The organism is Pseudomonas sp. GW456-E7 (assembly GCF_059424105.1).
Map to the genome: position 1 here is coordinate 90,723 of NZ_JBWKZB010000022.1, position 12,959 is coordinate 103,681.

The 12,959-nt window shown below is 58.5% G+C and carries 14 protein-coding genes; 5 read left to right on the plus strand and 9 right to left on the minus strand.

The window, feature by feature from the left end; all coding sequences use genetic code 11:
• Positions 1-6 precede the first annotated feature (6 nt).
• On the minus strand, positions 7-651 hold the full coding sequence (gene crp / locus AC07YV_RS16005) for a cAMP-activated global transcriptional regulator CRP (RefSeq protein WP_102700203.1): 645 nt from the start codon (positions 649-651) through the stop codon (positions 7-9).
• A 224-nt stretch (positions 652-875) separates the two neighbouring features.
• Between crp and AC07YV_RS16010 the strand changes: the two genes are divergently transcribed.
• Both AC07YV_RS16010 and speD read left to right on the plus strand, forming a co-directional pair.
• Positions 876-1,298: an OsmC family protein gene (locus AC07YV_RS16010; RefSeq protein ID WP_003176451.1), complete on the plus strand. Its 423-nt coding sequence runs from the start codon at positions 876-878 to the stop codon at positions 1,296-1,298.
• Between the two features lie 239 nt (positions 1,299-1,537).
• Entirely contained in the window at positions 1,538-2,329 is a 792-nt protein-coding gene (speD, locus tag AC07YV_RS16015) for an adenosylmethionine decarboxylase (protein ID WP_007980189.1), read from the plus strand.
• Between the two features lie 117 nt (positions 2,330-2,446).
• On the opposite strand, the gene coq7 is transcribed toward speD, so the two are convergent.
• The 6 genes from coq7 to hemJ form a co-directional block, all read right to left on the minus strand.
• A complete protein-coding gene (coq7, locus tag AC07YV_RS16020; protein ID WP_007980187.1) occupies positions 2,447-3,094 on the minus strand; it encodes a 2-polyprenyl-3-methyl-6-methoxy-1,4-benzoquinone monooxygenase in 648 nt (215 codons plus the stop codon).
• Positions 3,095-3,251: 157 nt separating this feature from the next.
• Positions 3,252-3,590 carry a histidine triad nucleotide-binding protein gene (locus tag AC07YV_RS16025; RefSeq protein WP_007980184.1) on the minus strand — a complete coding sequence of 113 codons (339 nt, stop codon included), beginning with the start codon at positions 3,588-3,590 and terminating at the stop codon, positions 3,252-3,254.
• 80 nt (positions 3,591-3,670) lie between these two features.
• Entirely contained in the window at positions 3,671-4,459 is a 789-nt protein-coding gene (locus AC07YV_RS16030) for an SDR family NAD(P)-dependent oxidoreductase (RefSeq protein WP_102700204.1), read from the minus strand.
• A gap of 61 nt (positions 4,460-4,520) precedes the next feature.
• The gene (locus AC07YV_RS16035; RefSeq protein WP_102700205.1) at positions 4,521-5,486 is read right to left on the minus strand and encodes a DUF805 domain-containing protein; all 966 of its coding nucleotides are present in this window, start codon (positions 5,484-5,486) and stop codon (positions 4,521-4,523) included.
• A 93-nt stretch (positions 5,487-5,579) separates the two neighbouring features.
• Positions 5,580-6,548, minus strand: coding sequence for an NAD(P)H-dependent flavin oxidoreductase (locus tag AC07YV_RS16040; RefSeq protein ID WP_102700206.1), 969 nt, complete (start codon positions 6,546-6,548; stop codon positions 5,580-5,582).
• A 33-nt stretch (positions 6,549-6,581) separates the two neighbouring features.
• Positions 6,582-7,010 carry a protoporphyrinogen oxidase HemJ gene (gene hemJ, locus AC07YV_RS16045; RefSeq protein WP_007980176.1) on the minus strand — a complete coding sequence of 143 codons (429 nt, stop codon included), beginning with the start codon at positions 7,008-7,010 and terminating at the stop codon, positions 6,582-6,584.
• Between the two features lie 135 nt (positions 7,011-7,145).
• On the opposite strand from hemJ, the gene argC reads away from it, so the two are divergent.
• Together argC and erpA are read left to right on the plus strand one after the other, a co-directional pair.
• On the plus strand, positions 7,146-8,180 hold the full coding sequence (gene argC / locus AC07YV_RS16050; RefSeq protein ID WP_007980174.1) for an N-acetyl-gamma-glutamyl-phosphate reductase: 1,035 nt from the start codon (positions 7,146-7,148) through the stop codon (positions 8,178-8,180).
• 166 nt (positions 8,181-8,346) lie between these two features.
• Complete coding sequence (erpA, locus tag AC07YV_RS16055; protein WP_007906865.1) at positions 8,347-8,697, plus strand: iron-sulfur cluster insertion protein ErpA; 351 nt, start codon at positions 8,347-8,349, stop codon at positions 8,695-8,697.
• Positions 8,698-8,765: 68 nt separating this feature from the next.
• Here erpA and AC07YV_RS16060 read toward each other — a convergent pair whose 3' ends face one another.
• Together AC07YV_RS16060 and AC07YV_RS16065 are read right to left on the minus strand one after the other, a co-directional pair.
• A complete protein-coding gene (locus tag AC07YV_RS16060) occupies positions 8,766-9,857 on the minus strand; it encodes an anhydro-N-acetylmuramic acid kinase (RefSeq protein ID WP_102700207.1) in 1,092 nt (363 codons plus the stop codon).
• 3 nt (positions 9,858-9,860) lie between these two features.
• Positions 9,861-11,297, minus strand: coding sequence for a peptidoglycan DD-metalloendopeptidase family protein (locus tag AC07YV_RS16065; RefSeq protein ID WP_102700208.1), 1,437 nt, complete (start codon positions 11,295-11,297; stop codon positions 9,861-9,863).
• 211 nt (positions 11,298-11,508) lie between these two features.
• On the opposite strand from AC07YV_RS16065, the gene tyrS reads away from it, so the two are divergent.
• Complete coding sequence (tyrS, locus tag AC07YV_RS16070) at positions 11,509-12,708, plus strand: tyrosine--tRNA ligase (RefSeq protein WP_102700209.1); 1,200 nt, start codon at positions 11,509-11,511, stop codon at positions 12,706-12,708.
• The last annotated feature ends 251 nt before the right edge of the window (positions 12,709-12,959 follow it).

The following is a 12,959-nucleotide window of genomic DNA, read 5'->3' on the forward strand; positions in this document are numbered from 1 at the left end:
TCGAGCCTAACGCGTACCGAAGACCACCATGGTCTTGCCTTTGACGTCCACCAGGTTGCGTTCTTCCAGATCCTTGAGCACGCGACCGACCATCTCCCGGGAACAACCGACAATCCGCCCGATTTCCTGACGGGTTACCTTGATTTGCATGCCATCGGGGTGGGTCATGGCGTCTGGCTGTTTACACAGCTCCAGCAGGCAGCGGGCAACGCGGCCGGTCACGTCAAAGAATGCCAGGTCACCGACCTTGCGTGTGGTGTTGCGCAGGCGCTGTGCGATTTGTCCGCTGAGGACGTAAAGAATGTCCGGATCCTGCTGGGACAGCTCGCGGAATTTTGCGTAGCTGATTTCCGCAACTTCGCATTCGACCTTGGCCCGCACCCAGGCACTGCGCTCCTGCTCAAGGCCGGCTTGCTCAAACAGGCCCAACTCACCGAAAAAGTCCCCGGCGTTCAGGTAGGAAATAATCATTTCCCGCCCATCGTCATCCTCGATCAGGATGGTGACTGAGCCTTTGATGATGAAGAACAGCGTTTCCGAGCGGTCACCAGCACAAATGATGTTGCTCTTGGCCTGATAGCGGCGGCGCTGGCAATGCATCAACAGCTTGTCGAGGTTCTTGATCTTGGGGTTGGGGGCAATAGCAACCATGGTTGTATCCCGAAAAGACTGCACGGTGTGGTTTTTATAAATAGCGAACGCTGGAGTGAGGCTGGCCATGCGCCATTGAATTGGCGCCAGCTTACCAGACACTTCCTGAAATATTCGAGCATTTACCTACAAGGCAGTGGGATATGTCCTAGGACGCCGGGCGCTGTCAATCTCGGGGGCTGTGCTAAGCTGGCGACCCTTTTTTATACAGTGGAGTCTTGGCGATGAAGGCACGCATCCAATGGGCTGGCGAAGCCATGTTCCTCGGCGAATCCGGTAGCGGTCATGTCGTGGTCATGGACGGTCCGCCCGAGGCCGGCGGACGTAACCTGGGTGTCCGGCCGATGGAAATGCTGCTGCTGGGTGTCGGCGGTTGCAGCAATTTCGACGTGGTCAGCATCCTCAAGAAGTCCCGCCAGGCCGTCGAGAGCTGCGAAGCCTTCCTCGAAGCCGAGCGCGCGACCGAAGATCCAAAGGTTTTCACCAAGATCCACATGCACTTCGTGGTCAAGGGCCGCGGGCTGAAAGAGGCCCAGGTCAAACGCGCCATCGAATTGTCTGCCGAGAAGTATTGCTCGGCCTCGATCATGCTCGGCGCGGCTGGCGTGGCAATTACCCACGACTACGAGATCATCGAACTCGGTTGAATCGACATTCAACTATCATAAATGCAGTGCAGACTCTGGCGAACACAAGCTGACGTCTGCATAATGCGCCACTTTTTTCAGGGTAGTGGCCCGTCAGCCGACAGGCCTCGCACCCGAACAGACAACCAAAATCGCCATCGCGAAGAGGTGTTAACCGTCCTACGCAGGTGCGTTGTTCGCATCTGACGGGCATGCTTGATCACGCGGCCGGGCCGCAAACACATAGAGAGTTTTTAACGGTGAAAAGCAAACTCAAGCTCCACGGGTTCAATAACCTGACAAAGACCTTGAGCTTCAACATCTATGACATCTGCTACGCGGAAACCCCGCAAGACCAGCAGGCATACGTCGAGTACATCAATAAAGAGTACAACGCGAAACGCCTGACGCAGATCCTCACGGAAGTTGTCGATATCATTGGTGCCAACATCCTGAACATTGCCAGTCAGGACTATGAGCCGCAGGGCGCCAGCGTCACGATCCTGATCTCCGAAGAGCCGGTAACCCCGACCGACAGTCAGATCGAAGAGTCTCCGGGCCCGCTGCCCGAAATCATTCTGGCCCACCTCGACAAGAGCCACATCACGGTGCACACCTACCCGGAAATCCATCCGGTCAGCGGTATTGCAACCTTCCGTGTGGACATCGACGTGTCGACTTGCGGGGTCATTTCACCGCTTAAAGCGCTCAACTTCCTGATTCACCAGTTCGATTCGGACATCGTGACCGTGGACTACCGTGTGCGCGGCTTCACCCGTGACGTTGAAGGCAAAAAGCACTTCATCGACCACGAGATCAACTCGATCCAGAACTACCTCTCCGATGACACTCGCGACGCGTACCAGATGACCGACGTGAACGTGTACCAGGAAAACCTGTTCCACACCAAAATGCTGCTGAAGAACTTCGAACTGGATAACTACCTGTTCGGTGACGCCACCAGCAACCTGTCCTCTGAGCAACGCGCCCAGGTGACCGAGCGGGTGAAACACGAAATGCTCGAAATCTTCTACGCGCGCAACATGGCGTAAGATTCTCGAACACAAAAAAGGCGACTACCTCACGGCAGTCGCCTTTTTTATTGCCCAAGTGCAGCCCCTATGGGAGCGGGCTTGCCCGCGAAGAGGCCCTCACAGGCGACCGGGAAATCAGATCCGGTAAGTACTCTTGGTCATCACCTTGGCCATCAGACTCATCCCGAACTTCACCGGCGCCGGAAAGCGGAACCCGCCAGCCTCCAGCGCGCTTTCGGCATGCTGTTCTTCATCGATACGCATCTGCTCAAGAATCGCCCGGGATTTTTCATCCTCGGCCGGCAATTGCTCCAGGTGTTCGTTCAGGTGTTTGCACACCTGGTCTTCCGTTGCCGCCACGAAGCCCAGGCTGACTTTGTCGCTGATCAGGCCGGCCACAGCGCCAATTCCGAACGACATGCCATAAAACAGCGGATTGAGGATGCTGGTGTGGCTACCCAGTTGATGGATGCGTTGTTCGCACCAGACCAGATGATCGATTTCTTCTTCGGCGGCATGTTCCATGGCGGCACGCACCTGCGGCAGTCTGGCGGTCAGCGCCTGCCCCTGATACAGCGCCTGGGCGCAGACTTCGCCGGTATGGTTGATGCGCATCAGGCCGGCAACGTGGCGCGTGTCTTCGTCGCTCATTTTTGCATCGGGCTGCACGATGGCCGGCGACGGACGGTACGGCTGGCCGCTGAAGGGCAGCAGGGTGCGCATCGCGGCATCGGCTTGCAGCAGAAGGCGGTCAATGGGCGAGTAGTGACGTTGGGTAGTCATGCTGACCTCCGGGGGAATTTCGGCGGCCAGTTTAACCCAATCGGCCGGGGAAGGTTTGCGCTGGGTCAAAAGCGAAAAAAGATCGCAGCCTTCGGCAGCTCCTGCAGAGATCGGTGTAGGAGCTGCCGAAGGCTGCGATCTTTGAGGGCTTGGCGAATCAGCCCGGCGGCCAGTGCATCTGGCGCTGGCCAAGCACGTGCATATGAATGTGGTAGACGGTTTGCCCGCCTTCTTCATTGCAGTTCATGACGACGCGGAAGCCTTTTTCGCAGCCCAGTTCCAGGGCCAGGCGCTGGGCGGTGAACAGAATGTGTCCGGCCAGTGCCTTGTCGTCCTCTGTCAGATCGTTCAGGGTGCGAACCGGCTTCTTCGGGATCACCAGGAAATGTACCGGTGCCTGTGGGGAAATGTCGTGGAAGGCCAGAACCTGGTCGTCCTCGTAAATGATCTTCGCCGGGATTTCCCGGTTGATGATCTTGGTGAACAGAGTATCCACAGCTGTTTTCTCCGTTGTTTGGGCTGGCCTGAGTGTACTCATGGCGTATGCCGGCGCCCAGCCTTTTACCTTGAGTTGAATCAGCGCGGGCAGTAGGCCTTGTTGACCATGCCGGCGATTGTGCGAGTCAGCCAGCGTGAGCCGAGCCTTGGCAGGAAGGCGAACCAGCGGTTGCGCCGCCCCGGAATAATGATCGCTTGATTCTTTTCCAGTGCGCGCACGGTGTAGAGCGCCACTTCCTCGGGACTCATCAACAGTTTGCTGTTGGTCAGTTTGTCGCCGTCGAGTTGCGCGGTACGGAAGAACGCTGTGCGGGTCGGCCCGGGGCAGAGCACCGAAACCTTGATCGCGCACTTTTTCAGCTCGACGCGCAATCCCTCGGAAAAGTGCAGCACATACGCCTTGCTGGCGTAATAGGTGCTCATCCACGGTCCCGGTTGAAACGCTGCCACCGAGGCCACATTCAGAATCTGCCCACCACCTTGCAGGGCCATGCTGTTGCCGATGGCATGGCACAGGCGGGTGAGGGCGAGGATGTTCACTTCGATCAGGTCTTGCTCGGTCATCCAGTCCTGGGCCAGAAACGGGCCGCATGTACCGATACCGGCGCAATTGACCAACAGATCGATTTGCCGGTCGCCTTCTTCCAGCTCCAGCAGGAATCCGGACAGGCGCAACGGTTCGCCCAGGTCACAGGCACGGAACAGCACTTCCACACCGAACCTTTGGGTCAATTCAATCGCAATGCTTTCCAGCTGATCACGTTGTCGGGCCACCAGAATCAGGCTGCGGCCGCGCCGGGCCAGCGCTTCGGCCATTGCCAGGCCGATGCCGCTGGAGGCGCCAGTGATCAGAGCGTAACGGGTCATGCAGTTCTCCATCGCAACAGCTCCGCGCCGCGACGCAGGTGTCACGGGCCAGGAGCGCTGTTCATTCTTTCGCAGAGTCTACAGGGGGCTGGGCCTCTTCGGCTGCATCGTCGGCGGAATTTGGCACTGGTTCGACCTCGACGTCGATTTCATCGGTGGTGATCGGACTGCTGTCGTAACTGCTCTGGGCGGCGTTTTCGTATTCTTCCTGTATCGCCGAGAGACCACCGGCCAGGGAGCCGACCAGGATCAGTGCGATGACGACCAGCCACAGCGAAGACAATACTTTGACCGCAGTACTGTTTGGCGGAGGCGGTGGACCGTAGCGGTTGGCCAGTTCGTTGCCCGGTACGACCATGGTCACGAACGGAAAGAAAGTACCCACAAACGGCACCAGGTTCAGCAGCCACAGCCAGCCGGACCAGCCGACATCGTGCAATCGTTGAACGGTGATCTGGATGCTGACGAAGGCAAATCCGACAAACAGGATCAGGGCCAGCAAGCCGCCCAGGATCAGGCCGGCGGTTGAATCCGCACCGATGAGGACCAGGGCGACCAATGCAAACACCCCGCAAACAGCCGAGAGCACCAGTGTCAGCACCAGCGTCCAGGCGAGGTAACGCAAGCGACCGATACGGCCATCGAAACTGAATGGCTTGAGCGTGGCGAATTCCGCCACGGCTTCGCCGACGGGCGCGCGAGGCGGAGCGTATGGAGACTGCGGTTCTGCCAATGCCGCCTGGCTGCTGGCCGGAGTATGGTCATGCACGTCGGCGAGGTTCAACTCGATCGGTGTTTCGGCTTCGATGCGCGCGTCGATACCGGTCTTGCTCAGCGCCTGGAGATAGGTCTGGGCATCGGCCTGCGACAGGTTGCGTTTGAGCGCTACCGGGCGCCCGGTGAACAAGCGCTCGATGGCTGTGACATCGCTTTTGAATAAATCGGCGAGATTGAGCTTTGCCGTGGTGATGTCGACACCGGGCAGCAAGGCACCTTCGAAGATGATCTTGAAACGATTTTCGCCCATGTGCGAGGCATCCTTGTCGCGAGAGGTTGAAAGAAGAAGATTGTGCCCAGGTAAGTGTAGGGCCAGCCGGGAGGGGCTGGCCAAGATTTACTGTCAGCGCGGCCAGCGTTTTGGCAGCTGGGCGGCATGCTCCAGGGCCTGGCGGTACTCGGCGTCGAGACGTGCAATCAACTGCTCGACACTCGGCAAGTCCTCGATTTCTCCCACGCCCTGGCCTGCAGACCAAACGGTTTTCCAGGCTTTGGCCTCATCGCTTACGGGTTTGAGCTTGGCACCGAAGTTGATCTCGCCCTTGCCCTGTAACGCGGCCATGTCGAAACCGGCGGCTTCCAGGCTCTGGCGCATGAAACTCGCGGGGACACCTGACACGGCTGGCGTATGGATGATGTCTGCGGCTTTGGATGTCAGCAGCATTTCTTTGTAGGCCTCGGGTGCGTGACTTTCGCTCGTGCCGATAAACCGAGTGCCAAAGTAGGCCAGGTCCGCGCCGAGCAATTGCGCGGCAAGAATTTCATGCCCGTGATTCAGGCAGCCGGCCAGCAACAGGGTCTTGTCGAAGAACTGGCGGATTTCGGCAATCAATGAGAACGGGCTCCATGTCCCGGCGTGTCCGCCGGCCCCGGCAGCCACGGCGATCAATCCATCCACGCCGGCTTCGGCCGCTTTCTCGGCATGACGACGTGTCGTCACATCATGGAACACCAGGCCGCCGTAGCTGTGCACCGCATCGACCAGTTCTTTCACGGCGCCGAGGCTGGTGATCACGATCGGCACTTTGTGCTCTACACAGATCTCCAGGTCCGCCTGTAAACGTGGATTGCTGTTATGCACGATCAGGTTCACGGCATAAGGCGCGGGGTTTTCCATGGTTGCCAGCCCGGCTTCGATCTCTTCCAGCCAGGCCTTGAAGCCGCTGCTTTCGCGCTGGTTCAGCGCCGGGAAGCTGCCGACCACGCCCTGACGACAACAGGCGAGTACCAATTGCGGATTGGAAATCAGGAACATCGGCGCAGCCACCACAGGCAGACGCAAACGTTGTTCGAGCAGAGCGGGCAGCGACATTGGAAGTACCCCGGTGAGTTGTGTCTATTGGGTTTAGAACGGCCGAACGACGACCAGAATTACGATTGCCAGCAATATCAGAACCGGAACCTCATTGAACCAGCGATAAAAGACATGGCTGCGGGTGTTTTCGCCACGGGCAAAACGTTTTACCTGGGCGCCGCACATGTGGTGATAGCCGATCAGCAACACGACCAGGGTCAGTTTGGCGTGTATCCAGCCACCCTGGCTGAAGATGCCTGGGTTGAGGTAGATGAGCCAGCCGCCGAAGATCAGCGTGGCGATCATCGCCGGGCCCATTATGCCCCGGTACAGCTTGCGCTCCATGACACTGAAGCGTTCCTTGCTGATCGTGTCTTCGCTTTGAGCGTGGTAAACGAACAGGCGCGGCAGGTAGAACAGGCCGGCAAACCAGCAGACGACGCTGACGATATGAAGCGCTTTGAGCCACAGATAAAGCATTTTTGGTTATTCCCCAATTCACGGTAGTGGGAATAGTAGAGGCTTGAGCGTCCGCACGTCACCTTGACGGTTGTCGCAGGGGCGCGCGGCCCCTATTATCGACGGCTTTCCAGTGGGTTCGTTGAGGGCAGGTTTATGGTCAAGGTCGGTATCGTCGGCGGCACGGGTTACACCGGTGTCGAACTGCTGCGTCTGTTGGCGCAACATCCGCAAGCTGAGGTGGTTGTCATCACTTCCCGATCCGAGGCTGGCCTGGCCGTAGCCGACATGTACCCGAACCTGCGAGGCCATTACGACGGCCTGGCGTTCAGCGTTCCGGACATCAAGACCCTGGGCGCCTGCGATGTGGTGTTCTTCGCCACGCCGCACGGTGTTGCCCATGCCCTGGCGGGCGAATTGCTGGCGGCCGGGACCAAGGTCATCGACCTGTCGGCCGACTTCCGTCTGCAAGACGCCGATGAATGGGCCAAGTGGTACGGGCAGCCGCACGGTGCACCGGAGTTGTTGGACGAAGCGGTCTACGGCTTGCCGGAAGTCAATCGCGAGCAGATCAAGAAAGCGCGCCTGATTGCCGTGCCGGGCTGCTACCCAACTGCCACGCAGTTGGGTTTCCTGCCATTGCTCGAAGCCGGCCTGGCCGATGCTGCGCATCTGATTGCCGACTGCAAATCCGGTGTCAGCGGTGCCGGTCGTGGTGCTTCCGTAGGTTCGCTGTACTCCGAGACGTCGGAAAGCATGAAGGCCTATGCGGTCAAAGGCCATCGTCATCTGCCGGAAATCCGCCAGGGGTTGCGTCGTGCAGCAGGCAAGGACGTCGGGCTGACCTTCGTTCCGCACCTGACACCGATGATTCGCGGCATTCACTCGACGCTCTACGCCACTGTTGTTGATCGCTCGGTGGACCTGCAGGCGCTGTTTGAAAAACGTTATGCCAACGAGCCGTTCGTCGATGTCATGCCGGCCGGCAGCCATCCGGAGACGCGTAGCGTGCGGGGGGCCAACGTCTGCCGTATTGCCGTGCATCGCCCTCAGGACGGTGACCTGGTGGTGGTGCTGTCGGTGATCGACAACCTGGTCAAAGGGGCGTCGGGTCAGGCCGTGCAGAACATGAACATTCTGTTCGGGCTGGATGAGCGTCTGGGGCTCTCGCACGCAGGCATGCTGCCGTAAGGTTTATCGCGTACAGCAAAAGGCCCGTCTGACGGGCCTTTTTGCATTCCGGGCCGGCGATCGGATTGGTTGATATACCATAACAATAGTTGACCGCTTTTCTAGGAGAAGCGGATAATGCGCGTCATCACGCAATATGACGGCGTAACGCCGGGAGATAGTCAGCATGAGCGTTGAATCCTTCACCCCCACGGCTTTGCAATTCACCCACGGTGCCGCGCACAAGGTGAAGAGCCTGGTCGATGAAGAGGGGAATGATCGCTTGAAGCTGCGCGTATTCGTTACGGGCGGCGGTTGTTCAGGTTTTCAGTACGGTTTCACTTTCGATGAGGAAGTGGCCGATGACGACACCATCGTCGAACGCGAAGGCGTGAGCCTGGTGGTCGATCCGATGAGCTTCCAGTACCTGGCCGGTGCCGAGGTGGACTACCAGGAAGGTCTGGAAGGTTCGCGCTTCGTCATCAAGAACCCGAATGCGACCACCACCTGTGGCTGCGGGTCTTCGTTCTCGATCTGATCAGCGCACCTGTTTCACAGAACGCCGCACGGCCTCAGGGTCTTGCGGCGTTTTGCTGTGTGGAGGATTTATGCGGGGTAGATGGCGCCGAGTACGCGTAATCCACGGGCACCGGTAACGCTCGGACGGTTGGCCGCGATGCCTTCGAGGCAGCAATAAGCCAGCCATGCGAAGGCCATGGCTTCGACCCAGTCGGGGTCTACGCCGTAAGTCGCGGTGCTGCTGACACTGGCGTTTGGCAGCAGGCCGGCCAGGCGATTCATCAAGGCCGTGTTGTGGGCGCCGCCGCCGCAGACCAGCAGTTCCTGCGTGTCTGCCTGGGCGCTTTGCAGTGATTCGATGATGGTCAGTGCGGTCAGTTCAAGCAGGGTCGCCTGAACATCTTCGGCGCAGAAGGCTGGCAGCTGCGCCAGATGCTGCGTCAACCATGGCAGGTTGAACACTTCCCGCCCGGTACTCTTCGGGCCTTTGGTCACGAAGAACGGGTCACTCAGTAGCGCATTCAACAGCACCGGTTGAATGTTGCCGCTGGCAGCCCATTGGCCGTCACGGTCAAAGTGGTCGCCGCGTTGCTGGTGAATCCAGGCGTCCAGCAGCACATTGCCCGGGCCGCAGTCGAAACCGGCGACCGGCTTGCCGGGCTCGATCAGGCTGAGATTGCTGAAACCGCCTACGTTCAGTACTGCACGATTCCCGATCCGTTCTTCAAACAGGGCTTCGTGAAAGGCGGGAACCAGCGGTGCACCTTGTCCTCCGGCAGCGACATCGCGGCTGCGGAAGTCGCTGACCACGGTGATGCCGGTCAGCTCCGTCAGCAGGGCCGGGTTGCCGATCTGCACGGTGAAACCGCGTGCCGGTTCATGGCGGATGGTCTGGCCATGGCTGCCAATGGCACGAATGTCGTCAGGCTTCAGTTGCTGTTGAGCGAGAAGGGTGTGAATCCCTTGCGCTGCCAGTTTCACCCAGTTCTGCTGGGCGATGGCGGAGCGGGCGATTTCGTCCGGGCCGCTGGCGCACAAGCCGAGCAGCTCGGCGCGCAGGGAGTCGGGCATCGGGATGTAGTGGGAGGCGATCAGCCTGATCGCCGGGGCTTGCTCGATCAGCGCGATATCCAGGCCGTCAAGGCTGGTCCCGGACATCACACCTATATAGAGCGCCATGACTTAACGCTTGCTCGAAGCCAGCATCGTGGCTTTTTCCTGATCCATGCGCGCCATCAGGGGCTGGCTTTGGGCGAGGAAGCGTGCGCGTTCGCCCTTGGCAATCGGATCGGCCATTGGCAGTTTCTGGCCCAACGGGTCGACGTGCACACCATTGACCTGGAACTCGTAGTGCAGGTGCGGGCCGGTGGAGAGGCCTGTGGTGCCGATATAGCCAATCACCTGGCCCTGCTTCACCGTGCCGCCAGTCTTCACGCCTTTGGCGAAGCCTTGCATGTGGCCGTAGAGCGTGGTGTAGGTATTGCCGTGTTGGAGAACGACGGTATTGCCGTAGCCACCCCGGCGACCGGCCAGCAAGACCTTGCCGTCACCGGCTGCCTTGATCGGCGTGCCGCGCGGTGCTGCGTAGTCGACGCCTTTGTGGGCGCGGATCTTGTTCAGGATCGGGTGTTTGCGGCCCATGGAAAATTTCGAGCTGATGCGGGCGAAGTCCACCGGTGTGCGGATGAATGCCTTGCGCATGCTGTTGCCGTCAGCGGTGTAGTAGCTGCTGTTACCTTGTTTGTTGGTGTAGCGAACGGCGGTGTAGGTCTTGCCGCGGTTGGTAAAGCGCGCCGACAGGATCGGGCCGTTACCGACGGCCTTGCCGTTGACCACTTTCTGCTCGTAGATCACGTCGAATTCGTCGCCCTGGCGAATGTCCTGGGCGAAGTCCACGTCGTAGCCAAACACACTGGCCATGTCCATGGTCAGGCTGTGGGACAGGCCCGCTCGGGCCGCAGACTGCGACAGCGAGCTGTTGATCACGCCATGAACATAAGCGGAGCGCACGGTCGGTTTCGCTGTGATGCGATTGAACGTGTAGCCCTTGTCGTTCCTGGTCAGGCTGATGCTTTCGACGTCGTTGAGCTTGCTGTGCAAGTTGGTCAACTGGCCGTCAGGGCTCAGTTCGAATTCAAGTTTTTGGCCACGCTTGAGCTGGCTGAACTGCTTGGCCTGCTTGTCGCTGGCCAGTATTTCATGCACTGCAGTGGCTGGAAGCCCGACTTTCTCGAACAGCGTGGAGAGGGTATCGCCCTTGGCGACGATCACTTCCCTGTGGCTTGCTGGCTTCTTTTCTTCAACTTCAACTTCAACTTCAACGACCGGCGCCGGTTCGGCTTGAGCGGCTTCCTGAGTGTCCTCGGCGCTGTTGTCGATCTGCGCGAAGGGGGATGTTGCAGGCTCATTTGTGGCTTGAGCGACGTCAGCAGCGTCTTGATCTTGTGTCAGTTGTTCAGCAGGACTTTCCAGTTCAAGACTCAGGGTCGTTTTTTTGGCTTCAACATCGCTGGAAGGGAATACCAGGAGCGCCAGGCTGAGAAGGGCGGCGATTCCACTTGCGGCGAGCAGGTGGGTCTTCGGGTAAAGCGGCGGCGCTTTAGACGATTCTTTGGTCATAAGTGGTTTTGACTTTGAAAAAGATGAATTGGAAAAGATGAATGACATGATGAAGATGAAATAACTGTATAAAATATAACCAAATCATCTCTGAAGCAAGTCCGTAGGTGCCCTACCTGCGGATTGGCGTCCGTGCGCCGGGCAAACCTTGTATTTGACGCGCGATCTTGTATGGTTGGTTCCCTTTGAATCTGAGCCTTGCGGGTCTGTTATGAAGTCGGTTGAAGAGCAGCTAGCGCTGATCAAACGTGGTGCGGAAGAACTGTTGGTCGAGTCCGAGCTGATTGAAAAGCTCAAGCGTGGCCAGCCCCTACGTATTAAGGCAGGCTTCGATCCAACGGCTCCGGACCTGCACCTGGGCCACACCGTGCTTATTAACAAGCTGCGTCAGTTCCAGGAGCTGGGGCACCAGGTGATATTCCTGATTGGTGACTTCACCGGGATGATCGGCGATCCGAGCGGCAAGAGTGCTACGCGTCCGCCGCTCACTCGCGAGCAGGTCCTCGAGAATGCCGAGACCTACAAGACTCAGGTCTTCAAGATTCTGGATCCGGCAAAAACCGAAGTGGCCTTCAACTCCACCTGGATGGATCAGATGGGGCCGGCCGACTTCATTCGCCTGACTTCGCAGTACACCGTGGCTCGCATGCTCGAGCGCGATGATTTCGACAAGCGCTACACGACCAATCAGCCAATCGCCATTCACGAGTTCCTCTATCCGCTGGTTCAGGGTTACGACTCGGTAGCTCTGCGCGCAGACGTCGAGCTCGGCGGTACCGATCAGAAGTTCAACCTGCTGATGGGGCGTGAGCTTCAGCGTGGTTATGGCCAGGAAGCTCAGTGCATCTTGACCATGCCGCTGCTTGAAGGCCTGGATGGCGTGAAGAAGATGTCCAAGTCCTTGGGCAACTACGTCGGCATCCAGGAAGCGCCAGGTGTGATGTACAGCAAGCTGGTTTCCATTCCGGATGCGCTGATGTGGCGCTACTTCGAATTGCTCAGCTTCCGCTCCATGGATGAGATCAATGCGTTCCGCGCTGATGTGGAGGCGGGTGCCAATCCGCGCGACATCAAGATCAAGCTGGCTGAAGAGATCGTTGCGCGCTTCCATGGTGAGGAGGCTGCGGCCAATGCCCATCGCGCCGCCGGTAACCGTATGAAGGATGGCGAGCTGCCGGATGATCTGCCGGAAATCGAATTGACTGCTGCCGAGGATATGCCGATCGCTGCCGTCCTTAATAAAGCAGGGCTGGTCAAGAATTCGGCGGTGGCTCGAGATCTCCTGGGTTCCGGTGGTGTGCGTATAGATGGTGAGGTTGTCGATCGCACCTTTATATATGCGCTGGGCGCGACCCATGTTTGCCAGGCCGGGAAGAAGGCATTTGCGCGTATTACGCTCAAGGCTGAATAAAGTTGGAATTAAGTGTTGACGGCGAATTTTAGAAGCCTATAATTCGCCCCACTTCCGGCGCAGTCGAAACGGAAAACTCCTTGATAAACAAAGAGTTGCGCAGTTTTCGACAGCGGGTTGCTTCAGGTCATCGAAGCCGAAAGGAAGTTGAAAAAGAGGTGTTGACAGCAGCGGGTAACGCTGTAGAATTCGCCTCCCGCTGACGAGAGATCGAAAGCGCAAGTGGTTGAAGTTGTTAAGGATTCCTTGAA

Bases quoted from the DNA above. Each gene is read 5' to 3' on its own strand.
- AC07YV_RS16060 (WP_102700207.1), bottom strand. From the start codon at position 9,857: ATGGCGCTCTATATAGGTGTGATGTCCGGGACCAGCCTTGACGGCCTG.
- hemJ (WP_007980176.1), bottom strand. From the start codon at position 7,010: ATGCTTTATCTGTGGCTCAAAGCGCTTCATATCGTCAGCGTCGTCTGC.
- AC07YV_RS16035 (WP_102700205.1), bottom strand. From the start codon at position 5,486: ATGGGCGAAAATCGTTTCAAGATCATCTTCGAAGGTGCCTTGCTGCCC.
- crp (WP_102700203.1), bottom strand. From the start codon at position 651: ATGGTTGCTATTGCCCCCAACCCCAAGATCAAGAACCTCGACAAGCTG.
- AC07YV_RS16010 (WP_003176451.1), top strand. From the start codon at position 876: ATGAAGGCACGCATCCAATGGGCTGGCGAAGCCATGTTCCTCGGCGAA.
- argC (WP_007980174.1), top strand. From the start codon at position 7,146: ATGGTCAAGGTCGGTATCGTCGGCGGCACGGGTTACACCGGTGTCGAA.
- erpA (WP_007906865.1), top strand. From the start codon at position 8,347: ATGAGCGTTGAATCCTTCACCCCCACGGCTTTGCAATTCACCCACGGT.
- AC07YV_RS16040 (WP_102700206.1), bottom strand. From the start codon at position 6,548: ATGTCGCTGCCCGCTCTGCTCGAACAACGTTTGCGTCTGCCTGTGGTG.
- AC07YV_RS16030 (WP_102700204.1), bottom strand. From the start codon at position 4,459: ATGACCCGTTACGCTCTGATCACTGGCGCCTCCAGCGGCATCGGCCTG.
- coq7 (WP_007980187.1), bottom strand. From the start codon at position 3,094: ATGACTACCCAACGTCACTACTCGCCCATTGACCGCCTTCTGCTGCAA.
- AC07YV_RS16065 (WP_102700208.1), bottom strand. From the start codon at position 11,297: ATGACCAAAGAATCGTCTAAAGCGCCGCCGCTTTACCCGAAGACCCAC.
- tyrS (WP_102700209.1), top strand. From the start codon at position 11,509: ATGAAGTCGGTTGAAGAGCAGCTAGCGCTGATCAAACGTGGTGCGGAA.